The sequence below is a fragment of the Geminicoccus roseus DSM 18922 genome (assembly GCF_000427665.1).
Lineage (GTDB): Bacteria > Pseudomonadota > Alphaproteobacteria > Geminicoccales > Geminicoccaceae > Geminicoccus > Geminicoccus roseus.
In genome coordinates this window covers 4,788,095-4,811,412 of the sequence record NZ_KE386572.1, presented here as the reverse complement: position 1 = coordinate 4,811,412, position 23,318 = coordinate 4,788,095, and the positions used below count along the sequence as shown (strand labels likewise).

Annotated in this window: 23 protein-coding genes; 9 read left to right on the top strand and 14 right to left on the bottom strand. The window is 66.7% G+C overall.

Annotated elements, in window-relative coordinates:
• Positions 1-198 precede the first annotated feature (198 nt).
• Genes GEMRO_RS0123740 through GEMRO_RS0123730 form a run of 3 tightly spaced genes read left to right on the top strand, consistent with a single transcriptional unit; the run spans position 199 to position 2,764 of the window.
• Positions 199-1,221 carry an ABC transporter substrate-binding protein gene (locus GEMRO_RS0123740; protein ID WP_157505719.1) on the top strand — a complete coding sequence of 341 codons (1,023 nt, stop codon included), beginning with the start codon at positions 199-201 and terminating at the stop codon, positions 1,219-1,221.
• The gene (locus tag GEMRO_RS0123735; RefSeq protein ID WP_205625070.1) at positions 1,218-2,009 is read left to right on the top strand and encodes an ABC transporter ATP-binding protein; all 792 of its coding nucleotides are present in this window, start codon (positions 1,218-1,220) and stop codon (positions 2,007-2,009) included. The genes GEMRO_RS0123740 and GEMRO_RS0123735 overlap by 4 nt, the downstream gene beginning before the upstream one ends.
• Positions 2,006-2,764 (top strand): ABC transporter permease, encoded by a 759-nt coding sequence (locus GEMRO_RS0123730; protein ID WP_027136008.1) that lies wholly within the window; start codon positions 2,006-2,008, stop codon positions 2,762-2,764. The genes GEMRO_RS0123735 and GEMRO_RS0123730 overlap by 4 nt, the downstream gene beginning before the upstream one ends.
• A 50-nt stretch (positions 2,765-2,814) precedes the next feature.
• Here GEMRO_RS0123730 and GEMRO_RS0123725 read toward each other — a convergent pair whose 3' ends face one another.
• The 3 genes from GEMRO_RS0123725 to GEMRO_RS0123715 all read right to left on the bottom strand — a co-directional run bounded on the left by GEMRO_RS0123725 (position 2,815) and on the right by GEMRO_RS0123715 (position 4,913).
• Positions 2,815-3,207, bottom strand: coding sequence for an ester cyclase (locus GEMRO_RS0123725; protein WP_157505718.1), 393 nt, complete (start codon positions 3,205-3,207; stop codon positions 2,815-2,817).
• 120 nt (positions 3,208-3,327) lie between these two features.
• A complete protein-coding gene (gene kduI / locus GEMRO_RS0123720; RefSeq protein ID WP_027136006.1) occupies positions 3,328-4,164 on the bottom strand; it encodes a 5-dehydro-4-deoxy-D-glucuronate isomerase in 837 nt (278 codons plus the stop codon).
• Positions 4,161-4,913 (bottom strand): GntR family transcriptional regulator, encoded by a 753-nt coding sequence (locus tag GEMRO_RS0123715; protein WP_205625069.1) that lies wholly within the window; start codon positions 4,911-4,913, stop codon positions 4,161-4,163. Before GEMRO_RS0123715 ends, kduI begins: the two co-directional genes overlap by 4 nt.
• Before the next feature lie 303 nt (positions 4,914-5,216).
• On the opposite strand from GEMRO_RS0123715, the gene GEMRO_RS0123710 reads away from it, so the two are divergent.
• A complete protein-coding gene (locus GEMRO_RS0123710; RefSeq protein ID WP_027136004.1) occupies positions 5,217-6,272 on the top strand; it encodes a sulfotransferase family protein in 1,056 nt (351 codons plus the stop codon).
• Positions 6,273-6,276: 4 nt separating this feature from the next.
• On the opposite strand, the gene GEMRO_RS0123705 is transcribed toward GEMRO_RS0123710, so the two are convergent.
• Together GEMRO_RS0123705 and GEMRO_RS33015 are read right to left on the bottom strand one after the other, a co-directional pair.
• A complete protein-coding gene (locus tag GEMRO_RS0123705; protein WP_027136003.1) occupies positions 6,277-7,773 on the bottom strand; it encodes a flippase in 1,497 nt (498 codons plus the stop codon).
• 68 nt (positions 7,774-7,841) lie between these two features.
• Positions 7,842-8,711 carry a glucosamine inositolphosphorylceramide transferase family protein gene (locus GEMRO_RS33015; protein WP_157505717.1) on the bottom strand — a complete coding sequence of 290 codons (870 nt, stop codon included), beginning with the start codon at positions 8,709-8,711 and terminating at the stop codon, positions 7,842-7,844.
• A 910-nt stretch (positions 8,712-9,621) separates the two neighbouring features.
• Here GEMRO_RS33015 and GEMRO_RS0123695 point away from each other — a divergent pair.
• From GEMRO_RS0123695 to GEMRO_RS31465, 3 genes are all read left to right on the top strand, one after another.
• Positions 9,622-10,749: a glycosyltransferase family 4 protein gene (locus GEMRO_RS0123695; protein ID WP_169728444.1), complete on the top strand. Its 1,128-nt coding sequence runs from the start codon at positions 9,622-9,624 to the stop codon at positions 10,747-10,749.
• A gap of 249 nt (positions 10,750-10,998) precedes the next feature.
• Positions 10,999-12,363, top strand: a complete 1,365-nt coding sequence (locus tag GEMRO_RS0123690; protein ID WP_084507489.1) for a glycosyltransferase family 4 protein — start codon at positions 10,999-11,001, stop codon at positions 12,361-12,363.
• A 354-nt stretch (positions 12,364-12,717) separates the two neighbouring features.
• The gene (locus GEMRO_RS31465) at positions 12,718-13,677 is read left to right on the top strand and encodes a glycosyltransferase family 2 protein (RefSeq protein WP_051329405.1); all 960 of its coding nucleotides are present in this window, start codon (positions 12,718-12,720) and stop codon (positions 13,675-13,677) included.
• A gap of 82 nt (positions 13,678-13,759) precedes the next feature.
• Here GEMRO_RS31465 and GEMRO_RS0123680 read toward each other — a convergent pair whose 3' ends face one another.
• The 7 genes from GEMRO_RS0123680 to GEMRO_RS31455 all read right to left on the bottom strand — a co-directional run bounded on the left by GEMRO_RS0123680 (position 13,760) and on the right by GEMRO_RS31455 (position 18,898).
• The gene (locus tag GEMRO_RS0123680) at positions 13,760-14,176 is read right to left on the bottom strand and encodes a DUF302 domain-containing protein (protein WP_027135999.1); all 417 of its coding nucleotides are present in this window, start codon (positions 14,174-14,176) and stop codon (positions 13,760-13,762) included.
• A complete protein-coding gene (locus GEMRO_RS31460) occupies positions 14,173-14,931 on the bottom strand; it encodes an aquaporin (RefSeq protein WP_035485903.1) in 759 nt (252 codons plus the stop codon). The genes GEMRO_RS0123680 and GEMRO_RS31460 overlap by 4 nt, the downstream gene beginning before the upstream one ends.
• A complete protein-coding gene (locus tag GEMRO_RS0123670; protein WP_027135998.1) occupies positions 14,928-15,281 on the bottom strand; it encodes an SH3-like domain-containing protein in 354 nt (117 codons plus the stop codon). The genes GEMRO_RS31460 and GEMRO_RS0123670 overlap by 4 nt, the downstream gene beginning before the upstream one ends.
• A complete protein-coding gene (gene nthA, locus GEMRO_RS0123665) occupies positions 15,278-15,931 on the bottom strand; it encodes a nitrile hydratase subunit alpha (protein WP_027135997.1) in 654 nt (217 codons plus the stop codon). Before nthA ends, GEMRO_RS0123670 begins: the two co-directional genes overlap by 4 nt.
• A 4-nt stretch (positions 15,932-15,935) precedes the next feature.
• Complete coding sequence (locus GEMRO_RS0123660) at positions 15,936-16,256, bottom strand: SH3-like domain-containing protein (RefSeq protein WP_205625068.1); 321 nt, start codon at positions 16,254-16,256, stop codon at positions 15,936-15,938.
• Between the two features lie 468 nt (positions 16,257-16,724).
• The gene (locus GEMRO_RS0123655; RefSeq protein ID WP_027135995.1) at positions 16,725-17,663 is read right to left on the bottom strand and encodes a nucleoside hydrolase; all 939 of its coding nucleotides are present in this window, start codon (positions 17,661-17,663) and stop codon (positions 16,725-16,727) included.
• On the bottom strand, positions 17,663-18,898 hold the full coding sequence (locus GEMRO_RS31455; protein WP_051329404.1) for a peptidoglycan -binding protein: 1,236 nt from the start codon (positions 18,896-18,898) through the stop codon (positions 17,663-17,665). The genes GEMRO_RS0123655 and GEMRO_RS31455 overlap by 1 nt, the downstream gene beginning before the upstream one ends.
• 154 nt (positions 18,899-19,052) lie before the next feature.
• Between GEMRO_RS31455 and GEMRO_RS33745 the strand changes: the two genes are divergently transcribed.
• Complete coding sequence (locus GEMRO_RS33745) at positions 19,053-19,487, top strand: transposase (protein ID WP_084507484.1); 435 nt, start codon at positions 19,053-19,055, stop codon at positions 19,485-19,487.
• Positions 19,488-19,930: 443 nt separating this feature from the next.
• On the opposite strand, the gene GEMRO_RS0123640 is transcribed toward GEMRO_RS33745, so the two are convergent.
• Positions 19,931-20,644, bottom strand: a complete 714-nt coding sequence (locus tag GEMRO_RS0123640) for a transcriptional regulator NanR (protein WP_027135994.1) — start codon at positions 20,642-20,644, stop codon at positions 19,931-19,933.
• Positions 20,641-21,978: a four-carbon acid sugar kinase family protein gene (locus GEMRO_RS0123635; RefSeq protein ID WP_407645412.1), complete on the bottom strand. Its 1,338-nt coding sequence runs from the start codon at positions 21,976-21,978 to the stop codon at positions 20,641-20,643. The genes GEMRO_RS0123640 and GEMRO_RS0123635 overlap by 4 nt, the downstream gene beginning before the upstream one ends.
• A gap of 82 nt (positions 21,979-22,060) precedes the next feature.
• On the opposite strand from GEMRO_RS0123635, the gene oiaX reads away from it, so the two are divergent.
• Positions 22,061-23,317 (top strand): 3-oxo-isoapionate-4-phosphate decarboxylase OiaX, encoded by a 1,257-nt coding sequence (oiaX, locus tag GEMRO_RS0123630; protein ID WP_027135992.1) that lies wholly within the window; start codon positions 22,061-22,063, stop codon positions 23,315-23,317.
• Position 23,318 lies beyond the last annotated feature (1 nt).

Genomic DNA, 23,318 nt, shown 5'->3' with positions numbered 1-23,318 from the left:
GCTGTCGTCGCGGCGGTGCATGTAGGCCTCCTCCTTTCTCCTTGCAAGGAGAAAGTGTCCGACATGTCTGCCGCGTCTGCCCGGCGGGCCCTTCTGTCACCGGATCCTTGTCATCTCTGGCGGCATGAGCCTTGCTCCTGCCCAGGCAGAGGGCGGGCCGCATCGGCATGCCGCCTTTGAATGCAACGGGAGGCAGGAATGCTGCGTCGGTCGTTCGCTTGTGCCATCGGGATGGGCGCCCTGCTCGTCGCCTGGGCAGGTCCTGCCCAGGCCGAAACTGAAATCCGCTTCACCCTGGACTGGAAGTACCAGGGTCCGACCGCGGCGTTTCTGATCGCGGACGCCAAGGGCTATTTCGCCGAAGAGGGCCTGTCGGTCACCATCGACAGCGGCAATGGCTCGGCCGGCGCCGTCACCCGGGTAGCGTCCGGCGCCTATCAGATGGGCTTTGCCGACATCAACGCCCTGGTCGAGTTCAACGCGGCCAATCCCGGCCAAGCGGTCCAGGCAGTGATGATGATCTACGACAGCGCGCCGTTCGGCCTCTACGCGCTACCCGCATCCGGCATCGAGAAGCCCGAGGATCTGGTGGGCAAGACCCTGGGCGGTCCGGTATTTGATGCATCCTACAAGCTGTTTCCCGCGTTCGCCGCGGCGGTCGGGATCGACCCGGACGCCGTACCCAGGGTCAACATGGATCCACCCCTGCGGGAGGCGATGCTGGTGCGGGGCGACGTCGACGCGATCTCCGGCCACTATTTCACCTCGATGCTCGACCTGGAGAGCAAGGGCGTGGATCCGTCGACGGTCACCGTCATGCTCTACAAGGATCACGGCCTGGACTTCTACGGCAATGCGGTGATCGCTTCAGGGGGCTTCATCGACGAGCACCCGGATGCTGTGAAGGCATTCAACCGTGCGGTCGCCAGGGGCATGCAGGACTTGGTGGCCGACCCGGACGGCGCCATCGAGATCGTCATGGCCAAGGATCCACTGGCGGACGCGGAACTGGAGAAGAAGCGCCTGGCCATGGCGGTCGACGTCAACATCCTGACCCCGCATGTCCAGGAGGCCGGTTTCGGCGACGTCGACACGGACAGGCTCGCGCGCTCGATCGACCAGTTGGCCGACGCTCTCGACCTCGCCGAGAAGCCGACGGTCGACGTGATCTGGACGTCAAAATTCCTCCCGGCCCCTGAAGCGCGCAAGCTCGCCCGGTGATCCCCCTGGTCGCGTTCGATGGCGTCACCCTGCGCTACGGCAACCGGGCCGGCGCCACCGTGGCGGTGGAGAACTGCACGCTGGATGTGCCGGAAGGCGGCATCATGGCCCTGGTAGGCCCTTCCGGCTGCGGCAAGTCCACCCTCCTGAAGCTGGCCGCCGGCCTTATCGAGGCCAGTGCCGGGCAGGCCCGCTATCGAGGCAGCCCGATCTGTGGCCCGCGCGGCGGCGTCGGCATGGCGTTCCAGAACGCGACGCTGCTGCCGTGGCGCAGCGTCCTGAAGAACGTGCTGCTGCCGCTCGAGGTCGCCGCCAGCGAGCGCGCCGCCTACCGGGCCGATCCTGCCCCTTATGTGGAACGCGCGCGCGAACTCCTGCGCCTGACGGGCCTTTCTGGCTTCGCCGACCGTCCGCCCTACGAACTGTCCGGCGGCATGCAGCAGCGCACCAATCTTTGCCGGGCCCTGGTCCATCGCCCGGAGATGCTGCTGCTCGACGAAGCGTTCGGCGCCCTGGACAGCTTCACCCGGGAAGAACTCTGGCTGGCCCTGCAGGAGTTGTGGATGGAGCGGCGCTTCACCGTGATGCTGGTGACCCATGACCTGCGCGAGGCGGTGTTCCTGGCCGATACCGTCCATGTCATGAGCGGCCGGCCCGGACGGATCGTCAAGAGCCGGGCGATCGACCTGCCGCGCCCGCGTCGCCTGGACCACAGCTTCACCCCTGAGTTCACCGACATCGTTCATGAACTGCGTGCCGCCGTGGCCGATGCGCGGACCGAAGCATGAGCGCGGAACGCCTGGCTCCCTGGGCCGCCAATCTGGTTCTTTTCGGGCTCTGGGAAGCCGTCTGCCGGCTGTTCGCGATACCAGAGTTCATCCTGCCGCCGCCCTCGGCGGCTCTGGCCGAACTCTGGAACATGGCGGGCCCGATCTGGTTCAACGCCTCGTTCACGCTCGTCACCACGCTGGCCGGCTTCGCGCTGGCGGTGGTGTTCGGCCTGGCCCTGGGCGTGCTGGCCGGCGGCTCGCGGCTGGCCTATGCCGCCCTCCAGCCGATGCTGATCGGCTTCAACGCTGTGCCGAAGGTGGCGATCGTGCCGATCCTGGTGGTCTGGTTCGGCATCGGCGCGGTACCGGCGATCCTGACCGCGTTCCTGATCAGCTTCTTTCCGATCGTGGTCAACGTCGCGACGGGCATCGCCACGGTCGAGCCGGAGATGCGCGACCCGATGCGGTCCCTGGGAGCCCGCCCGCTCGACGTGCTCTTGAAAGTCGGTTTGCCGCGTGCCATGCCCTACTTCTTCGCCAGCCTGAAAGTGGCGGTGACGCTGGCCTTTGTCGGCTCGGTGATCTCCGAGACGATCGCCGGCAACCGCGGGATCGGCTACCTGATGCTGCAGGCCTCCTCCAGCTTCCGCATCCCGCTGGTCTTCGCCGGCCTGATCGTGGTGGCGGCCATGGGCATCGTCATGTACGGCATCTTCGCCCTGGCGGAGCGTCGCCTGACCGGCTGGGCCTTCCGGGGGCAGGGCGGGAGCTGAGGCCCTGGGGTCGTCTGGTCGCGGTCAGCTCGCTGCACCGGCCAGTCGCCCTAGAGCTGCGCCTCGATGGCTGCCTTGTCGATGATCGACCATACCTGCACGATCTTCCCTGCCGAGAACTCGTAGAAGACGTTCTCGGTGAAGGAGACCCTCCGGCCATGCACGGGGATACCCAGGAAGTCCCCCTTCGGGGTGCAGTCGAAGGCCAGGCGGCTGGCAAGCCTGGGCGGCTCGCAGACCAGGAACTGGATCTTGAAGTGGAGGTCCGGGATCTCCTGGAAGTCTTTCTCCAGCATCTCGCGATAGCCCGCGAGCCCGAGGCTCCGGCCGTTGTGGCAGGCATGCTCATGGACGAACCGGCCCAGGTTCGCCCAATCCTGTCTGTTCAGGCAGGCAATGTAGTTTCGGTAGGTCTCGGCCAGCCCGGCCTCACTCAGGCACATCTCCGCTCCCCTTCCGGAAGGTTCTTCTCCCGGTTGGCGAGGGCGGACAATCCCCGGCCCAACGGTCCTGGAGTGTCCCAGGTGCGGGAAGGCTGCCGGCCGGGGACAGTCCAAACGGATTCAGCGCAGGTCCGCCATGGCGACATGGTCCATGTCGGTGAAGGTCTGGTTCTCTCCGGCCATGGCCCAGACGAAGGCATAGGACTGGGTACCGACGCCGGAATGGATCGACCAGCCGGGCGAAAGGAGCGCCTGCCCGTCGGCGACCACCATGTGCCTGGTCTGGTCCGGCTCGCCCATGAAGTGGAAGACCCGCGCGTCCTCGGGCAGGTCGTAGTAGCAGTAGGCCTCCATGCGGCGGTCATGGACATGGCAGGGCATGGTGTTCCAGATCGAGCCGCTTTCCAGAACGGTCGTGCCCATGACCAGCTGGCAGGTCTGCACGACCTCGGGGTGGATCAGCTGATAGATCGTGCGGACGTTGGCCTTGGCGGGCTCTCCCAGGGAGACGGTCTTGGCCTTGTCCAGCGGCAGCCGCACCGTCTCGAACCGGGCGTGGGCCGGGGCGCTGACCAGATAGAAGCGGGCCGGTCGGTCCGGATCGTCCGAGCGGAAGCTGACCTGCTGGGTGCCCATGGCGACATATACCGCCTCGCGCTTGGCGAGCGCATGCTCGACGCCGTCGGTGCGCACCACGCCCGGCCCGCCCAGATTGATCACGCCGAGCTCGCGCCGCTCCAGGAAGCAGGCCGCCTTGAACGATGGCTCCGCTTCCAGCGCCAGGGTCCGCGTCACCGGCACGATCCCGCCGATCACCACCCGGTCGAGATGGCTCAGCGTGAGGTGGATCCGGTCCGGCGAGAACAGCGTCTCGATCAAAAAGTGGCGGCGCAGGGTCGCAGTGTCCATGCTGCGGACGGCATCGGGATGGACGGCCTGCCGGGTGTCAATCGTCAAGGTTCTGCCTCTTCGGGAAGTTCGGTGAACCATTCGGGATGAAGCGAACGAATTGCCGCCAGGTCGGAACTCAGGGCTGAGATGTGTTCCCGCATCCTTTCGGTGGCGAGCGCGGATTCGCCCTGCTCGATTGCGGCAACAATTCCCAGATGCTGATCGATCACCTTGGCGAAGCGACCAGCCTGCGGATGGGTGGCCCGCCGATAGCGGTCGAGCTGGACCTTCGCCTGGCGCACCAGCCGCCAGATCCTGGGAAACCCGGACGCTTCGGCGATGTACGCATGCAATTCCTCGTCGGCGACATGGAATCCCTCCGAATCTCCTCGTTCCACAGCCTGGCGCTGCCGCCCGATGGCAGCATGCATCGCGGCTATGTGGGGGGGGCGGGCCCGCTGCGCGGCCAGCCGCGCTGTCGCTTCCTCCAGCGCCTGTCGCACCAGCACCGCCTCCGGCAACTGGTCCACCGGGATCCGCGCGACGAAGGTGCCGACCTGCGGCACCAGCTCGATCAGGCCTTCGCTGGCGAGCTGCAGCAGGGCTTCCCGCACCGGCGTCCGGCTCACCCCGAAATGGCTGGCGATGGCACGTTCGTTGACCGGTGCTCCAGGAGGGCGCGTGAGCGTGATGATCTCGTCCTGCAGGAAGCCATGAATGGCCACGGCGGCACTGGGACGGCGCCCGGCCGACGGACGGGCCGCCGGGGGATCGGCTTGGGGTGGCTTGGCCAGGACGGGCATGGTCTGCCGCACAGCGAACTCTCCTCTCCTGCGTGATATATTAGCTGGGGCTTGGGACTAAGGGAAGCTGAGCGTGCGGCCGCATCTGCCGCAACCGGGGCGGGATCAGCCCGACGATGAAAATGATCGTGCCGTCAGCCGGGTTGTCCTAGGCTCGCTCCCAGCCCGGCGGATGGAGGCTGTTGGTGTCGAAGCCGCGGGTGGCCGATGTCCATCAATTTTCCCGGAACCGTGCCTCGTAGTTCCGGGAAACTCGTAGTAGAGCGCCCGCAGAGAACGGCGAGGGCCGCCGTCGGCGGCCGGGAGAGATCGAACATGTCCGAGGTCGAGCGCGTGTTCGCCGACGTGGCGCCCATCTTCGTCGTCGGCGCGCCCAGGTCTGGAACGACCTTGTTCCAGCGCATCCTGGATGCGCATCCGAGGATCGGTGTCGCCGACGAGATCATCTATTTCGACATCATCGTGAACGTGCGCAGCGAGGTGCCCGACCTGAAGGCCGCCGGCGCCATCGATGCCCTGTTCGAGCGCCTGCCCAAGATGGACCATTTCCACAACTGGAATGGCCTGGACGAGGTGCTGGCGGTGGTGCGCAAGGAACTGATCGAGGACCCGGACCCCACCTATCCCCTGTTCTTCGTCAAGCTGATGCAGGTCTATGCCCGGATGCGCGGCAAGGTCCGGTTCGGCGACAAGACGCCCTGGAATGTCCGCCATCTCGACCAGATCCTGACCATGTTCCCGGATGCCCGGATCATCCATCTGGTGCGCGATCCCCGCGCGAACGTCGCATCCAGGGTCGAGCTGCCGCGCACCTCGAAGGACGTCGTGACGGCGGCGGTGAAGTGGCGGATCGACGTCGAGGCGGCGCACCGCTTCGCCAGGAGCGACAAGGCTCACGCCGAGAACTATCTGGAGTTGCGCTACGAGGACCTGGTCACCGATCCGGAGCCCTGGGTGCGCAAGGTCTGCAAGGTCGTGGGAGAGGACTACGACCCGGCCATGCTGAACTACCACCAGACCCGGGACGTGATGTTCAAGGACCAGCCCTACAAGGAAGGGGTGTTCATGCCGGTCAACACGGCGTCCATCGACGCCTACCGGAAGCGGCTGAAGCCTGCCCAGATCCGGCTGATCGAAGCGATGACCCGCAGCTCGATGAAGCGGCTGGGCTATCAGGCACTGCCAGGTTCGGAAGGCGGCTATCCGGGCATGCCGCTGCAGCTTGCCCGGGAGGTGGTGGCGTGGCGCCGCTTCAAAACCGAGGAGCGCCAGCGGATCGCGGCCGAGCCCAACGTGCGCTTCCGCAGCGGCAACACCAGCCTCTACGGCCAGCTTCTCCGTCAGGCGCTGGGTCGCGGCTCCAAGGGCTAAGCCCTCAGGCCGGCTTGCGCTTCTTCCGCTTGAGGATGGCGCTGAGATAGGCGGGCGGCGCCAGTCCCGTCGCCGCCACCAGCCCGAAGAACACCAGGCCGCCCACGACCATGGCGATCGGCCAGGCCAGGCCAGTCTGCGCCAGGCCCAGCATCGCAGCTGTGCTGGCGGCGCTCACCAGCACGGTCTTGACGAACGCGGCGACGACCGGCGGGCGCAGGCCGGCGCGAAGCACCGCCACCATCAGGCCGATGCAGAGCACGGTCTCGGTCACGGCGGTGCCGATCGCGGCTCCCAGGTAGGAGTAGAGCGGGATCAGGGTGAAGTACGCGACCAGCGCCACCGCCAAGCCGATACAGTCCATGGTGAAGGCCTGCTTCTGGCGGTCCATCGCGGTCAGGATGTGCCGATATACCTGCGCGACCGCGTTGGAAGCGATCGCCACGCCGACCAAAGTAAGGGCCGGGGCGGCCGCACTGAATTCCGACCCGGCGACCAGGGTCAGCACTTCGGCCGGGAAGGCGGCGAACACGGCGATTACCCCGCCGCCGAACACCAGCATGGCGGTCAGCGCATGGCCGGCCGTGAGATTGGCCGAACTCAGGTCCTTCTTCGCCAGGGAGCCCACCAGCATCGGCATCAGCATGCCGTTGAACAGCACGGCAAGGGTCACCAGGATCTCGAACATCTTGCTGGGGACGCCGTAGAGGCCGACCGCCATGTCGGTCGCCAGCAGCGAGAGCAGGAGGATGTCGCCGCGGAGGATGGCGCTCAGGATCACGCGCGAGCCGGCGATCGGCAATCCCGTCCGGACCATCTCCCGCCAGATCTCCATGTCGGCGTGCAACCGGAACGGCTGCAGCCGACGCGCCATCGGCCAGGCCACGATCAGCTGAACGATGCCGCCGACCAGCATGGCCCCCACCATCGGCACCACCCCTGCCTCGGCCTGAAGCGCCACCCACACCAGCGCCAGCATGACCAGGCCGCCGACCGTCTCGGCGATCGCCTGCAGTCCCTGGCGCAGATGGCGCTGAAACACCGATTGGAGCATCATCGCCGACTGGAAGACGACATAGTACGGCGCCGCGACCAGGACCCCTTGGACGATCTCGGCGTCGTAGGGCATCAGCAGGCTGATCAGCGCACCGGTCGTCATCACGGCCGCCGAGATCAGCACCCGCAGGAGCATGGCTGCTCCCATCAACCGGCCATGGTCCCGCCCTGGCCGGCCGAGCTCGCGCAGCACCACTAGCTGCAGCCCGAGATCCGAGCCGATGCTGACGAAGGACACGAACGTCAGGATGGTACGGTAGGCGCCATAGCCATCCGGTCCCAGCGCCCGCGTGATCAGCGCGATGCTGAGCAGGCCGATGACCACCGCGACGACCTTGCCGACCACGATGGCCACCATGTTGAAGGTCAGCGCCCTGACCGTGCTGCGGTGGTCGGGCGGAGGCGCCTCCGGCTCGACGGGAGGCGTGGCGAGGTCATGAGCCAACGGGTTTCACTCCCCGCCAACGGCGGCATGGGCGGTGGAAGGCTGAGCCATCCGGGCACGATGGCAGGTCAGCCACGGGCGAGGGATCGCAGGCCGGCCGCCAGGCGGCGCATCGAGCGGAACTCGCGCTTGCCGTCGACCAGGAAGCCGTCGCCAAACGGGGTGAGCGTGTGCAGCCCATGCGGGCAGGGGCCGGCGGGATCGGGCCGCAGAAGCGGCCCCGGGCGTTCCGCATACAGGTCCGGCGAAAGCGTCAGGACCTCGTTCAGGACGATGGCTCCGCCATAGGTGTCGCGACAGTCCTGGGCAGGCCTCCAAAGCCGCCCTCCGGTCTGGAAAAGCGGCCCCGCCGGCCGGGCTGAACCCAGGTCGACCTTGATCGGGTTCATGGGGTGCGGGCGCCAGGGACCCAGAAGGTCTGGTGCATGGTAAAGGACCAAGGTGGTCTCGTCCTGCCCCGCCCCGTCCCCGGCGAACAGCCAGAAGCCCTGCTCGTCGCGGTACAGGGTCGGATCTGCCGCTGCCAATTCCTCGATGAGCACGGGACCCGGCACGAAGCGCTCCGGCCAGGGGTCCGGGCGGTACAACCGCACCAGCCCCGCGGCCTTGGCCTCGGGCAGCAGCCAGCGCTGGCCCTGGTGTTCGATGATCTGCGGGAACGACAGATGAAACGGCTCGCGCAGGACCGTCCGCTCGCGCCCATCCCGGTCGATCGCGACCAGATAGCCCAGCCGCTCGCTGTAGTCATAGGCCTCGGCCAGGATCAGCCCATCGTCGCCGGGCTGTCCGAATGGGTCGGCATGGTAACCATGGCGACGCGGCGGAAGCCACTGGATCCGGCTGGCCTCAGGCCTCGACACCAGCTCGCTGGCGCTCTGCTCGAGGATGCCGACCCGCCACTGCTCCTCCCAGGTCTCGCGCAGGACTCGACCCGCCATGTTGCGCAGCTTCACGGCCGGGGAAAGCCTGACGGGCGGAACCGGCCGCGGAGGCGACGCCGGGAGGGAAGGTGGATTCACGCCGTTCAGCTGCAGGAGAAGCCGGCGGGCAGGCATCGTGCTGGCGGCTGCCAGGAGCCGCTCCCGGGTCTTGTCCAGACTGTGCGGCACCGTCTTGATGCTGGCCCGGTCCAAGACCTCCGAGCCATCGAGCAATTCGACCGTGCTGTGGCGTCGTCCTTCGTGCAACGCCGACATGCCTGCCAGCGCCACGTCAAAAGTGCCGTCCCAGGAGAACCGCCAGGTTCCGAAGCGGCTAGCAGGGGTGCCGAGGCCAACCTGCGCACGCAGGTCGATGACCGCGACGAGATCACCTCCAGTACCCGGCACACTGGGCTGAATAAATTCGACAGGGCCGCACAGGCTCGCCAACATTTCCCGGATACGATGTTCCAGGAACGGAAATCCAGGGCCAGCGATGATTCCGAGCTGCAATATCGGTTATTCCAATCACATTCGCGCCAGTACCGATCACGGCACCTCGACCTTCGGAGGGAGACAGCTAGAATGTCGCTCATGCCGCTTCGCCGGCGGAACAAGGCCGCTTACATTCAACGGTGGGTGACGTGCTGCATCCGGTGTCTTTGTCCTTCGGTGTGCTGCACCCCGAGCATCTTGGCCGCCGAACAATGGCCGTGGGCACCTTCCGATGAGTGCGGCTCGTGTCGCGTTCGTGAGCCAGCCGCGAGATAGCCTGAAGGGCAGTGGCCCGCAATCGGGCTCGGTGGCCATTGTGCTAGCAAAGCTGGCCGCTGCGCTGCCCCCGCATTTTGAGCGGATCTCCATCGCTCCTCTCATGCCCGGGCAGGCTGCGACCGAAATCACGGCTGATGGGCTGGCGATCCATCGGGTGCCGGCCGGTCATCGCGAGCTCGAGAAACTCCTGGAACTGCTCGACCCACGCGAACTGCCGCGATTGATGCGGTCGACCTATTACCGGGACTATTTCGAACGGGCTGCGGCGGCGCTGGTGCCGCTGCGACCGGACGTGGTTCATGTGATGACGTCGGCCCAGGCCGGCCAGGTGCTCCGGCGGGTGCTTCCCGACGCCCGGCTCGTGCTGCACCTTCACGACGACATGCTGACCAGGCTACCTGGCAAGGCGACCGCTGGCCATCTGGAGCCTTTCGATGCGGTGGTGACCTGCAGCGACTGGCTGGGTCAGGCGTTACGCACCCATGTTCCTTCTCTTGCCGGCCGGATCCACGGCGTCGGCAACGGCATTGATGGTATCGACGATACGGGATCTTCCAGCCCGGAGGTTGCGCTCCCGGTGCGCAAGCTCCTGATGGTGGGCCGGATCTCGCCTGAAAAGGGACCGCACATCCTCCTGGAGGCATTCCGCCAGCTGGCCTCGCGCTACCCGGACCTGCGGGTCGACATTGTCGGGCCCTTGGGGCTCCTGCCGCACTGCCATGCTCGACTGATGGCGAAGGGCGTGCCGGCGATGGCCGCGGCGGTCAGGCAATTCTACGGTGGCCGGATCGGGGCCTTGCGGTCGCAGTTCTTCCAGCCGGCGAAGTCGCTTGAGCGCCGCCTGATGGCGGAACTGCCGGAGACTCTGCACAGTCGCGTGCGCTTTCTCGGCGCGCAGCCGCATGATCAAATGCTGGCGGCCTATCGGGACGCCGACGTCCTGGTGCAACCCTCCGTCTGCCGGGAAGGGTTCGGCCTGCCGGTTGCCGAGGCGATGGCGGCCGGGCTTCCGGTGGTCGCGGCCGGCCATGGCGGACTTCTCGACCTGGTCGAGCATGGCCGAACCGGCCTCCTGGTGCCGCCTGGAGACGCTGCCGCCCTCGCCGGCGCCATCGTAACGCTGGCCGAGCACCCAGACCGCGCACGTGCGTTCGGTCTGGCCGGCCGCGAGCGGGCAGCAAGGCGCTTCACCTGGGAAGTTGCCGCACGTCGGCTCGCGGACGTCTATGCCGACCTGATCCCGATGGCGCTGCCCTCGGCGACAGCGCGGGCGGTTGCCTGATCCCTCTGTCGCCATCCCCGCTCCTCGACATTGTGCTTCATCGAAACCGGATGGAGGGCACCTCAACCGCATTGCGAACACTCGCCGCATTGGAAGTTTCACGGAAACGTGATTTATGGTGTCCCTATCGTGAAGGCGGAAGGGGCGGCCCATGCAGCTGGCACTGGAAAATCCCGGGAACTCTTCCGTGGAATATACGCCAGGCCTGGAAATTCCGGTTCCCACGCATTGGATGGGAAACCGCGGGTGATGAGGCCACGCGTTGCGCTGCTCGGGCAGCCACGGGACGGGATCGGGGACAACAGGATCCAGGGTTCTGTTGCCATTGTTTTGAGCAACCTCGCGCGGCAGCTTGGGGAGAGCTGCGAGGTCGTGGCGGTCGCACCGCAGCTGGACAACCAGGATAGCCATGGCACGACCTCCGGCGGCCTGGAGGTGCATCGGGTCCCAGTCGGGAGCCGGCGGATCGAGAAGGGTCTGGAACTGCTGGATCCCCGCAGCCTGCCGAGGATCCTGCGGCCTGGATGCTATCATGGCTATTTCGAAAGGGCCGCTGCCAAGCTGGCGGAGATCGGGCCCGACCTCGTCCACGTGATGACCTTCGCCCAGGCTGCCCCGGTTCTGCGCCGGCGGCTTCCCGATGTGCCGCTCGTCCTGCATCTGCATGATGCCATGCTGGCGCGGGTCGATCCGGCCCTTGCGGCCGAGCGGCTGGCGCCGTTCAGCGCCATCGTGACGTGCAGCGAATGGCTGGCGCATGTCCTGCGCATCCATGTGCCGGCCGCAGCGGCGCGGATCTGGCCGATCGGCAATGGGGTGGATCCCGCCTTGTTCCAGGCCCCTGCGCGGGCGCAGTGGGACGGGCCGCTGTCCCGTCTGCTCATGGTCGGCCGGATCTCCCCGGAGAAGGGTCCTCATGTCCTGATCGACGCCTTCTGTCAGATCGCCGCCGACTATCCCGAGCTCGAACTGGAACTGGCCGGTCCGCTTGGGCTGCTGCCGCTGGCTCAGGCGCGCCAGGCCTGTCTTGGTGCGCCCGCCATGCAGGACGCGGTCGATCGCTTCTATGGCGGCTTCCTCGCCGGGATCGGCAATCAGCTGCTGCACCCGGCGGATCGGCTCCGGCAGCGATTGGAGGCGAGCATCCCGGCATCGCTGCGCCCCCGGGTCCGGATGGCCGGCGGCCGCTCCCATGCGCAGATCACCGAGGCCTATCGGGCTGCCGACATACTGGTTCAGCCCTCGGTGTGGCAGGAGCCTTTCGGACTTCCCGTTGCCGAAGGAATGGCGATGGGCCTTCCCGTGATTGCCAGCAACGAGGGTGGACCGACCGATCTGGTCCGTCATGGCGAGACCGGGCTGTTCGTCCCTCCCGGCGATGCGCCAGCGCTTGCCCGTGCCATCCGAGAACTGTTGGACGATCCGCCGCGAGCCAGGGCAATGGGGGCGGCTGGCCGGGAAAGGGCCATGCGGGCCCTGACCTGGCACAGCGTGGCGGAGCGCCTGTTGGGGGTCTACGAGGGGATTCTACCCGACCGCGAGGCCCTGGCCGTTCCGGTTCCCCCGCCAGCGGACACGGCCGATCAGGTCCTGGTTCAACCCATCCTGACCTGAGCGGCATGACTTGGCCACGTCCGCGACATTTCGTCTGCGGTTGAAGCAGGTTCCAGCGACGTCCTCACCCACTGCCTGCAGCAATCTCCGAACATATGCACCCAGGTAACGGTATCTTCTCATGATTTTCATTGCCTGGTCTCATCCGAGGATGGATGATCCGCGTAGTCGTCGAGAATCACGGGTGAACATGGATCGGCGGCCGAGCCGATGGGGATGCGTATCAGGCGTGCACTGTGCTCATCAGGTCCGGCATTTAAGGGCCGTCCAGGATGGACGAGGTTCATGTAGACCGATTGATCGTTCCGCGCTCAATTCGACAACGAACGCTTTTTGGCGACAGGTGGTTGTACGATGACGATCCAAAGCACCAGCAAGCCCCTGGTGAGCATCGGCCTGCCCGTGTTCAACGGTCAGAATTATGTCGAACAGGCGATCCGCTCCGTACTTGACCAGACCATGGGCGACCTCGAACTGGTGATCTCGGACAACGCTTCCACCGATCGCACGGGGATGATCTGCCAGGACCTGGCGGCCAGCGATCCGAGGATCCGCTATTTCCGGAACGATCGTAATCTCGGGGCGGGCGCCAACTACAACCTCGCTTACGCCAAGAGCCGTGGCCTCTACTTCAAGTGGCTGGCCCATGACGACCGGATCAAGCCCGGCTATCTCGCCGCCACGGTCGCCGCCCTGGATTCCACGCCCGACGCCATCCTGTGCAACGCGGTGGTCGACTATATCGACAGCGCCGACCAGCATATCGCGTTCTATGACAGCGGCCTTTCCGGTGCCGATCACCCGCGCCCGTCGCACCGCTTCTCCACCATGATCCTGATGTCGCATTCCTGTGTGGACTTCTTCGGCCTGTGCCGCAGGGCCGCCATCGCCGATTCGATGCTGCATGGGCCCTTTCATGGCGCCGACCGTGCCTTCCTGGCGCAGATGGCGCTGCGCGGCCGGCTCTTGCAGGTCAAGGAGCCGCTGGTGGAGATGCGCGAGCACGACCAGCGCTATACCCGGTCCAAGCAGGACGCGAAGGGTCGTGCCGCATGGCATGATGCCGCCAAGGCCAAGGCGCGCAGCCTGCCGACCTGGCGGCTCTACCGCGAGTATCTGGACCTGGTGCGCAAGGAGAACCTGACCCCGGCCGAGCGCACCGCCTGCCGGCTGGCGCTGGTGCGCTGGTGGATCGTCAACTGGAACAGCATCCGCGCCAGCGTCGACATCGGCGCGCTTGCCTGGCCGCGCCTCCCGCATCATGCCGAGATGGTCAAGATCCGCCTGTTCGGCAAGGCGCCCGGGCACTTCTGAGCTAGTTGCCGATGCCTGGTCGGCCGCCGGGCTGGCTGATGCGCACAGGCAGCGGGTTCAAGTCAGATCGCCGACCAGATTCTCATGCGCGCTCTTGCCCGGGATGGCCGGTCGCCGCCTGACCGAGGACGCCGAGTGCATCCGTCATCGCGTCGAGGATCGCATCGTGACCGCCAATGGCGTGGCGACCTGCCAGCCAGTGCGGCATCTGGAAGCCTAGCCAGACCGTGCCGTCGGCTTCTTCCCAGACCAGCGCTTTCAGAGGAAGGTCGATGCCGATGGACTGCGCTGCCTGCATCAGCAGTGTCCCCGCTCCAGGATTGCCGAAGATCAGCAGCTCGGTGGGTCGCAACGTGAGGCCGGCCTTGGCCGCCGCTGCCGCGTGGTCGATTCGGGCGAACACGCTCATGTTATGGGCCGCCACTGCCTGGACCAAGCGGTCCATGGTCGCCGCCACTTCATGGCGGCTCGAATGGACGGTCATGCCCTCGGGGATCACGACCGGGCATCCGTCGCCTGGGGCAGGGAGCCCTGCCGCACGCTGTCGGCCGGATAGGCGAAGCCAATCAGCAGCCAGGCTGCGAGCGCCCCGGTCAACTGTGCCGTCAGGTAGGCAGCGACAGTCCCGGCCGGCAGCGCCGTCGGGCCGCTTGTCCACAGCGCGGCGATCGTGACCGCGGGATTGGCGTAGGAGGCGGAGGGAGTTGCCACGATCGCCGCGGTCAGCCAGGCGCCGACCGCGAACGGGGCAACCTCGGCGCGCTTGCTGCGGATGCAGCCGAACACCACCGCCATCAAGCCGGCGGTGGCGAGTGCTTCGCTCGCCCAGAGCCGCCAGCCGGGTTCGGGCGCCAGCGGCAGGGCAGTGGGCGACCCGAAGACGATCCCCGCCGCACCGGCGCCCAGGCCGGCACCGAGGATCTGGGCGGCGAGATATGCGAGCGTGCAGTCCAGCCGGCGCTCGCCGGCCAGCCATTGCAGGCCGGTGATCAGCGGATTGAAGTGCCCACCCGACACTTTGCCGAACGCGACGATCAGCCCGACAAGGGCCGCCGCCGTGGCGACCGCACCGGCGAGAAGCCCGCTTCCCGGGCCGGCATCGCCCAGGCGCTGCGCCGCCAGGCCGGAGCCGGCCACGGCCAGCATGAGCAGGAGCGTGCCGACGCCTTCCACTGCGGCCCGCCGCCCGAGCGCCAGCTGCGGATCCTGCTCGAAGAAGCAGGTCCAGGCTGCAGGATCCGCCTTGGCCGTCATGGCTCGGCAGGCTCCTTGCAATCGGTCCGGGCATGGCGGTCCTGGACCGCGTCCATCTTCCGCGCCAGTTCCTCGGGGGTAAGGATGCCCTTCGCGAACAGGATGTTGGCGAAAGCGGCGATCCAGCGTTCATAGTAAGTCAGCTTGGCGACCATCTCGCCGCCCAACGCTTCGACGCCGCGGCGCTTTTCCTCGGTGTTGATGATCTTGTGGAAGTCCAGCACGTCGGCCAGGGCGTGGCAGCGCTTCTCCCATGGTAGGAGGTCGTGCTCGACGCGCTGGATCGGCTCGGCGGCAACGCCGCCAATATCGTTCGGAAGGCGCCTGAGGAGCTGTTCGGTCTGGCTCACTGGAAGGTTCTCCCGCCATCCAGGGTGACCGGCACCACGCCGATCATGGTGTCCCGTGTCACCAGTTGGGCGAGCTGGTCCTCGGTATGATCGTCGGTGCCGTCTGGTCGCCTGGGCAGCACGAGATAACGGACCATCGCGGTCGAATCGCTCACGCGGACCTCCACGTCCTCCGGTATGTCGGTACCGAACTCCCGGAGCACGGCCCGCGGCTCGGACACGGCCCGCGCGCGATAGGGCTTCAGCTTGTACCAGTCCGGCGGAAGGCCCAGCACTGGGCGCGGGTAGCAGGAGCACAGGGTGCACACGATGAGGTTGTGCACCTTGTCGGTGTTCTCCAGGACGATCAGCTGGGTGTCGTCGTAGAAGCTGATGCCCAGTTCCTCGCAGGCCGTGCGGCCATTCGCGAGCAGCCGCCGGCGGAACGCGGGATCCATCCAGGCGCGCGCGACCACCTTAGCGCCAAGGGCGGGCGTGCGCGAATCCAGGACCTCGATCTGCCGCCGGATCTCCTGCGGTGCGATCAGCTGCTTCTCGGCCAGGAGTTCGCGAACCGCTGTCTCCATGATCTCATAGTAGCCCGGCAGTTCGTCATCGACGATCTCGGCATGGTCGTGGTCGTGGTCGTGGTCGTGGTCGTGGGAGGTCATGGGTTCATCTCCTTTCCAGCCAAGTCTCAAATATCTCGACGCGCAAGCCGTCCGCCGGCGATCCGGCATAACCGGGCCAGATCTCGGCCATGGCGATCGCGATCCGGTAGTAGTGCCGCTTCATCCCGGCATTGCGCCCATAGCCCTCCTCTTCATTGTCGACGCCTGGCGGCTCGATCACTTGCTCGACCGAACCGGACTTGCCCCGCAGGTAGGTGGGCACGCGGTAGTGGCCGACGGGCGATCGGGTCAGGATCCGCACCGCGTCACCGGGCTGGAACGCGGGTGCCTCTCCCAGCGCCGTCACGATCCCGGCGATGGTCAAATGTTCGGTCGGAGGTGGCTCTTGCATCATGTTCCCTCGGTCATGCCTGCTCCCGGCAGGGTCGGGAGCGGGCGCGGTCGAGCCGGTCCATGGAACGCCTGGAAGGTGAGCGTTGGCCACCGGCGTCGGCTGCCGACTTCCGCTATCGTCCGACCCTGGTGATCTGGATTGGATGTTATTGCCGGGTGCTGGACGAACTTCCCGCGGTCGCCGGATCCGAGACCGTTCGGACGGCGGACCTATTTTTCGGGTCTCCTTGGCGCTCGGGACCAGGGCCCGCGTTCCACGATCCGGACGATGGTACCGGAGCGATCATCGCATCGCGTCGGCCCGGGCACCGGCGCGGCCAACCCATGGCCCGTACCCGCTGAGAACAGGGAAGGCCCGCTTCGACGCGGCAACGGTCCTGCATCTCCTCGCCAACCATGAGAGGACGCGGGAGAACCGGCCGCGGCTGGACGCTCGGCGCTACAGCCGCGCCAGCCGTTCGGTCAGCAGGACGAAGAACCGGTCCGCGTCGACCTCGTTCATCACCATGGCGTTGGGGGGGCGGCGCTCGCTGTTCCACCAGTCGACCAGGGTGCGACCGACCGATCGGCCCTCCAGCTCGATCTCCACCGGGCAGTCCTTGCCCTTGAAGATCGACGGATCGATCAGCCAGGCGATTACGCAGGGATCGTGCAGCGGTGCACCGGGGGTGTCGTAGCGTTCCATGTCGAAGCGGTTGAAGAAGTCGAGCAGGCCGTGGGCCGCCTCGGCGACCTTGCCGCCGATGGCGCCGATCGCCGCCAGTCGCTCGGCGGTCACCAGCACCTGGTGGGTGACGTCCAGGCCGAACATGGTGATCGGGATGCCGGCCCGAAACACGATGTCGGCGGCGTGCGGATCGACATAGATGTTAAACTCGGCCGCCGGCGTGACGTTGCCGAGCTCGATCGCACCGCCCATCAGCACGATCTGCTTCACCCGCTGGCTCAGATGCGGTTCCTTGCGGATCGCCATGGCCAGATTGGTAAGGGGACCGACCGCACAGATCGTCACGCTGCGGGGCGGGCGCGCCATTACCAGGTCGATCAGCGCATCGACCGCATGACCGTCCTGGAGAGCGGTGACCGGCTCGGGCAGCACCGCGCCGTTCAGTCCGGTCTCGCCATGGACGTACTCGGCGGTCTCGAGCGTGCGGATCAGCGGCCGGTCGCAGCCAGCCCACACCGGCACGTCCGATCGACCGGCCAGCTCCAGCATCTTGCGCGCGTTCACCCGCGTCAGGCCCAAAGGCACGTTGCCGGCCACGGTCGTGATGCCCAGGAGCTCGATCTCGTCCGGTGAGCCCAGCGCCAGGAGGATGGCGATCGCATCGTCCTGGCCCGGGTCGCAATCCAGGATGATCGAGTGGCGCGCCATCATCAGCTCTCCGTCAGCTTGAACTCGATCCGGCGGTTGCGCCGATACGCGATCTCGTCCTCGCGCGGGTCGAGGGGCTTGTACTCGCCGAACCCGGCTGCCACCAGCCGGTCCGGTGGCAGGCCGCGCGAGATCAGGTACTGCACCACTGCAACCGCGCGGGCGGTCGACAGCTCCCAGTTGGAGGCATACCGGCCGCTGCGAATCGGCTGCCGGTCGGTATGCCCGTCGACCCGCAGGATCCACGGCACGTTCTCAGGGATCGTCTCCGCGATCTGCTGGAGGGTATCCGCGACCTTGGCAAGTTCCTCACGACCCGCCGGGCCGATCTCTGCCGAGCCCGGATCGAACAGGAGTTCCGATTGCAGCACGAAGCGATCGCCAACCACCCGGATATCTGGCCGGTCGCCCAGGGCCTGGCTGAGAATGCCGAAGAACTCGGACCGGTAGCGCGACAACTCCTCCACCTTGCGCGCCAGGGCCTCGTTCAACCGCTGGCCCAGGTCCTCGATGGTGGCCTGCTGGTCATTGACGCGGGTCCGGGTTTCGCCAAGCGTGCCCTCAAGGGCCACCAGCGCGGTGCGGGTCGAGTCCAGAAGACCTTCCAGTTCGGTGATCCTGGTCCGGGCTGAATCCAGTTCGGCCCGCGCGCTCTTGAGGCTGTCGGTCGCCTCGCTGGCCGCGGCCTGCTCCTGCGCCAGGGCTCCCTGCAGACGCGAGCGCTCCGCAGCGAGCTCTCCTTCAAGATTGGCAACTCTGGCAGCCGTTTCTTCGACCTGGAGTTGCTTGGCCGCCATGGCTGCCGTGCTGTCCGCCCGCTCGGAGGCCAGCACCGCCTCCAGTTCGGCGATCTTGCGCGCGAGCTGCTGCTCGAGTGTTTCCTTCTCCCGTGCGGTCGCCTGAAGATTCTCGTCCAGCAGCTTCTGCTGGGCTGCCAGATCGTCCACGGTGGTGCCAAGCTCTCCGACCCTGGCGCGAAGCGCCTCGTTGGCTGCACCGCTGCCTTCCAGGCGCCCGGTCGCCTGATCAATCTGTTCCTGAAGGAACTGCAGCCCCTCGTCGCGCTGCTTGGTGGCGGCATCCATCTCCTCGAGCTGGCGCTTGATCTTGTCGACCAGGGCCTGGACGTCCTCGACCGATTGCGCCTTCGCATCCGCAGACGGCACTGGCTCCTGAGCCAGCACGCAGGCCAGCGGCAGGACGGCAAACAAGGTCGAGAACAAGCCGATTCTGGTCATCCGGATCCCCCGCCCGATCGGTGCGAGTGTGCCGGGAAGCACCCGGGTTCGGCAAGCCGGGAGACCATGCCGGCTGGTGCCCCGGAGGACCGGCGGATAACCGGCTCCGGTATGCGCTGCTGCTGAAGGTGCTCGGCCGGACGACGAGAGCACCATGATCGTGGCGGGCGAGGTGAATCCGGCAGTATCCCAGGCCGAGTTAGGCGGGTCACCTGTGTGGCGAGGCCACCGACTACAAGGCCCTGCCGCATCTGCCGAACGGCTGACAGGTCGATGGTCCAGACTCGGCCGGCCGCCCAAGCGCCCGCTCCGGCCGGTGGCCGATGGCAGCTACAGCAACCGGCAGATCCAAAGCCTCCTGCAGCAACGCCGCATCGGATCCATCACGCCGCAGTCCGAAGGCCAGCACCCTTGCGCCTTGATCGACTGGCAGGCCTATGCCCAGCGCAATCAGGTCGAGCGCCTAGTCGGACGCCTCAAGCAGTGCCGGCGCATCGCCACCTGCAACGAAAAACGTCCTGTAAACTACCTTGCCATGCTCCAGATCGCCGCCATCATGCTCTGGTTGCAGGCTGAGAACGCGGCCTAGGTAGATCAGCCTGCGCAAGCGGTTCCAATCCGGAAGGCGGGACAGAGCGATGCGCATGCTACCCGGGTGTCGGCCTAGGAACAGAGCCGTGCCAGCATGGCCCGGCTGAACAAGCGCTCACCTTCCGCCCGGTACTCTTCCATACCCGTTGCCCCACTCGGATCGCCGAACGGCATTGGATCGCCGCCTGGAACCAGGCTTCGCACCGAGAGCGACGGCACCGAGTGAAGCGCATTTCGATCGCCCGGCAGGCTCCGCCACCCATGCCTGGGAGTCGTCCAAATCGGGCGACCAGTCGCCTGCTGGCGCGATCGATACCGCTGGCTAAATAACAGCAGGCCGCCCGTTGGAATATGCAGGCTCGTGCGACATCAAAGTGGAATCGCCGACGACACTTGCCCGTTTCACGCGGCGGCGGAACCGGGAGCAAGCGGTCTGACAGGCTAGTCGCTGGTCACCTTGGGGCCGTACAGGAGCGCGGAACGGTCCAGATGGCGAACCATTGCGGCTTCCGCACCTTCCGCGTCTCTGGCAGCGATGCGGGCGATGATTTCCTCATGCTCACGCAGCGTGACATCCTCGTTGCCCGGCCAGATCAGCAGGTCGGTGCGATAGGCCTGCAGCCAGGTCAGCATCGCCTCGCTCACGGCCTCGAAGATCGGATTACGGGAGATCCGGGCGATCTGCAGGTGAAAGTTCATGTCTGCGCGGATGAAGGCTTCCACCTGACCGATTTCGCCACGCTGCGTCTCCAGGGCGGCATGCAGGAGCGCCAGATCGGCCGGCTCCGCCAGTTCGGCGGCGCTATGGGCCATCCCCCGCTCGAAGAACCGACGAGCCTGCTTCAGATGGTCGAGATTGGCGGGCGATGCGTTCAGAAGCATTTGCGCCGCGAGATCCACTTGGCGGACCACCGAGCGGGCGGTGAGTTCGCGCACTTTGGCGCGCTCGCCATGGCTGATCTGGATCAATCCCAGGTTGGCCAGCGCCTGCATGGCCTCGCGGATGGCCGGCCGGCCGACCCCGAACCGCTCCATCAACTCGCGCTCCGAAGGGAGGGCGTCGCCGGTTCCGAGTTCTCCCGAAGTGATCATTCCGGTCAGCCGGTCGAAGACCTCATCCGAGAGCTTGCGGCGAATGATCTGTTCGTTGCTCATTGTCCCCCAGCCGCCGCGTCGTCGGCCGATCCTATCCCGTCCCGAATGGCGACGAAATAGTCGTCGGCACCGATCTGGCCGCCCTTGAACGCGAGATCCGGGCCTTCGCTGCCGTCCCGGCGGTGGGTCCGGCACAGGGGCGAGCCGGGGGTGCGGGGCAGCGGCAGGCGCAGCGTCAAGGCCGTGACGCCCAGTTCTTCCAGGGCGTGGCTGGATGTGTCGCCGCCAGCGACCACGGCACGGGTAAGCCCGGCGCGCTCGACCAGTTGACGCAAGACCGTGCCCAGCCGCCTGCCAATCTCGTGGCGCGCTCTCTCCTCCAGCGGGCGGGCGTCGGCTGGCCCCATGGCGCTCGCCAGGATCACGCTCCGGCCCTGTTCCAGCACGTCCATTGCGGCAGAGGTCGCACGGGCGATCCCATCGTCCGCCAGGAGGACGTCCACATCCTGCGCCAGCAAGGAGAACCCACACGCCTCCGCGTGGCGGATCTGCCGCTCGGTGGTGGGGGACACGCTCCCCGACACCACCGCGATCCGATCGACCGCACCTGGCGAGCGGAAGGTCGCAGGCATCCCGAGCAGGCCCGCCTCGCGCCAGGCCGCGATCAGCGCATACTCCACGCCGGAGGAGCCGACCACGAACCGGCCCTGCGGCCGGCGCAGGCGCCAGAGCTGGCGCCCGACCGAGAGCTGGCTGGCAGGATCGGCGACATCGAACAGGACGATTTCCGATTGCTCCGCGGCCGAATCAACGACCTGCTCAAGGCCTGGTCCGCCGAGGGTGACGAGGTCGACCAAGCCGATCGACTTTGGCGTCTGGACGCCCAGATGCTTGCAGAGGTCGGCTTCCGCCATCGGAGTGACCGGATGCCGGCTCATCACCGGGTGGCGGTCGATCCGGTGAACCTCCCCTTGATAGGCAGCGAACAGATGGCCGAAGAAGGTGTAGCGGCGCAGTTCGGGCACGCCCACAACCACCGGGGTCATCGGCTGGTCGAAACAGGCTGCTCCGAGATCGAGGGCGCGCCCAATGCTGCCGACCGCAGGGGCGCTGTCGAAGGTCGAGCATACCTTGTAGTGGCACAGCGGCGCTCCTTGCCGCTTCAGCCACTCGAACGCCGAAGGCAGGTTCTCATCCATCCATGCCGGGCTGCGGCTGCGGCTGGTGCCGGCCAGCCCCACTGCCTGGAAGCCCGCGAAGCGATGGAGGTCCTGGTCGTCCGGCGGGCGCACGAACAGCACCGTCTCCAGGCCGGCGAGGCCGAGGGCCTCCAGCGCGTCGGTCGACCCGGTCAGGTCGTCGCCATAGAAGGTGAGGAGAGGAGCCATGCGCATGGTTTCCGACCGGCGTGGTTGACGGCTTTGGCCTAATGATCATACCAGTTGCCGTCAATCTTGGGGAGAGGTGACGGGATCGATGGACACGCAGCATATCCGAGTGACCTATCGGATCGAGACCGCAGGTTCGATAGAGGCCATCGCCGCCAAGATCGCCAGCGACCAATCGACCGGAACGTTCACCGAAGTTCCGGGAGAGACTGCCGAACTGAAGGAACGCTGCGCTGCCAGAGTTGGAGCGATCCGGCCGCTGCCACCCTCCGATCTGCCTGGTTTCCCGACTGCCTTACCAGGGCCCTTCCATCGGGCTGACGTCGAGATCCTGTTTCCGCTCGACGTGGTCGGAACCGACATCGCCGCTCTTCTTACCATCTGCCTGGGCGGCGTGTTCTCGATCAAGGGCCTGACCGGCATCCGCGTCGTCGACCTCGACCTGCCGCCCGCCTTCATTCAGGCCCACCCCGGCCCGCAGTTCGGCATCGAAGGCTCGCGGCGCCTCACCGGCGTCAAGGACCGACCACTGATCGGCACCATCATCAAGCCCAACCTGGGACTTGCCCCGGAGGAAAGCGCCCGTATCGCCAAGGAACTGGTCGAGGCGGGCGTGGACTTCATCAAGGACGACGAGAAGCTGATGGATCCCAGCTACTCGCCGGTCGAGGAGCGGGTGAAGGCAATCATGCCGGTGATTCTCGATCATGAGCAGAAGACCGGCAAGAAGGTCATGTACGCGTTCGGCCTGTCCTCGGCCGATCCGGACCGGATGCTGCGCCACCACGACCTGATCGCTGCTGCCGGTGGCAATGCCGCTGTGGTCAACATCGTCTCGATCGGCCCGGCCGGCATGGCGTTCCTGCGCAAGCGCAGCCAGCTGGTCCTGCATGCCCATCGCAATGGCTGGGACATCCTGACCCGCCATCCGGCGCTCGGCTTCGAGTTCCGGGTCTACCAGAAGATCTGGCGCCTCCTGGGTGTCGACCAGTTCCAGGTCAACGGGATCGGGGCCAAGTACTGGGAGCCCGACGAGAGCTTCGTCCGCTCGTTCCAGGCCTGCAGCACCCCGCTTCTGACGCCGGCCGACCGAGCCCTCCCGGTGGTCTGCTCCGGCCAGTGGGGTGGCCAGGCACCGGAGACCTACGCCCGTACCGGCCGCACCGTGGACCTGATGTATCTCGGCGGCGGCGGGATCGTCGGGCATCCGGGCGGTCCAGCCGCCGGCGTCCGCGCTATCCGCCAGGCCTGGGAAGCAGCGGTGCAGGACATCCCGCTGGACACCTACGCCCTGACCCATCGCGAGCTTGCTCAGTCCCTGGAGCGTTTCGGGCGCCCCCGCTGAA

Bases quoted from the DNA above. Each gene is read 5' to 3' on its own strand.
- GEMRO_RS0123740 (WP_157505719.1), top strand. From the start codon at position 199: ATGCTGCGTCGGTCGTTCGCTTGTGCCATCGGGATGGGCGCCCTGCTC.
- GEMRO_RS0123730 (WP_027136008.1), top strand. From the start codon at position 2,006: ATGAGCGCGGAACGCCTGGCTCCCTGGGCCGCCAATCTGGTTCTTTTC.
- GEMRO_RS0123725 (WP_157505718.1), bottom strand. From the start codon at position 3,207: ATGTGCCTGAGTGAGGCCGGGCTGGCCGAGACCTACCGAAACTACATT.
- GEMRO_RS0123710 (WP_027136004.1), top strand. From the start codon at position 5,217: ATGTCCGAGGTCGAGCGCGTGTTCGCCGACGTGGCGCCCATCTTCGTC.
- GEMRO_RS33015 (WP_157505717.1), bottom strand. From the start codon at position 8,711: ATGGCGGGTCGAGTCCTGCGCGAGACCTGGGAGGAGCAGTGGCGGGTC.
- GEMRO_RS0123690 (WP_084507489.1), top strand. From the start codon at position 10,999: ATGAGGCCACGCGTTGCGCTGCTCGGGCAGCCACGGGACGGGATCGGG.
- GEMRO_RS31465 (WP_051329405.1), top strand. From the start codon at position 12,718: ATGACGATCCAAAGCACCAGCAAGCCCCTGGTGAGCATCGGCCTGCCC.
- GEMRO_RS31460 (WP_035485903.1), bottom strand. From the start codon at position 14,931: ATGACGGCCAAGGCGGATCCTGCAGCCTGGACCTGCTTCTTCGAGCAG.
- nthA (WP_027135997.1), bottom strand. From the start codon at position 15,931: ATGACCTCCCACGACCACGACCACGACCACGACCACGACCATGCCGAG.
- GEMRO_RS0123655 (WP_027135995.1), bottom strand. From the start codon at position 17,663: ATGATGGCGCGCCACTCGATCATCCTGGATTGCGACCCGGGCCAGGAC.
- GEMRO_RS31455 (WP_051329404.1), bottom strand. From the start codon at position 18,898: ATGACCAGAATCGGCTTGTTCTCGACCTTGTTTGCCGTCCTGCCGCTG.
- GEMRO_RS33745 (WP_084507484.1), top strand. From the start codon at position 19,053: ATGATCGTGGCGGGCGAGGTGAATCCGGCAGTATCCCAGGCCGAGTTA.
- GEMRO_RS0123640 (WP_027135994.1), bottom strand. From the start codon at position 20,644: ATGAGCAACGAACAGATCATTCGCCGCAAGCTCTCGGATGAGGTCTTC.
- GEMRO_RS0123635 (WP_407645412.1), bottom strand. From the start codon at position 21,978: ATGCGCATGGCTCCTCTCCTCACCTTCTATGGCGACGACCTGACCGGG.
- oiaX (WP_027135992.1), top strand. From the start codon at position 22,061: ATGGACACGCAGCATATCCGAGTGACCTATCGGATCGAGACCGCAGGT.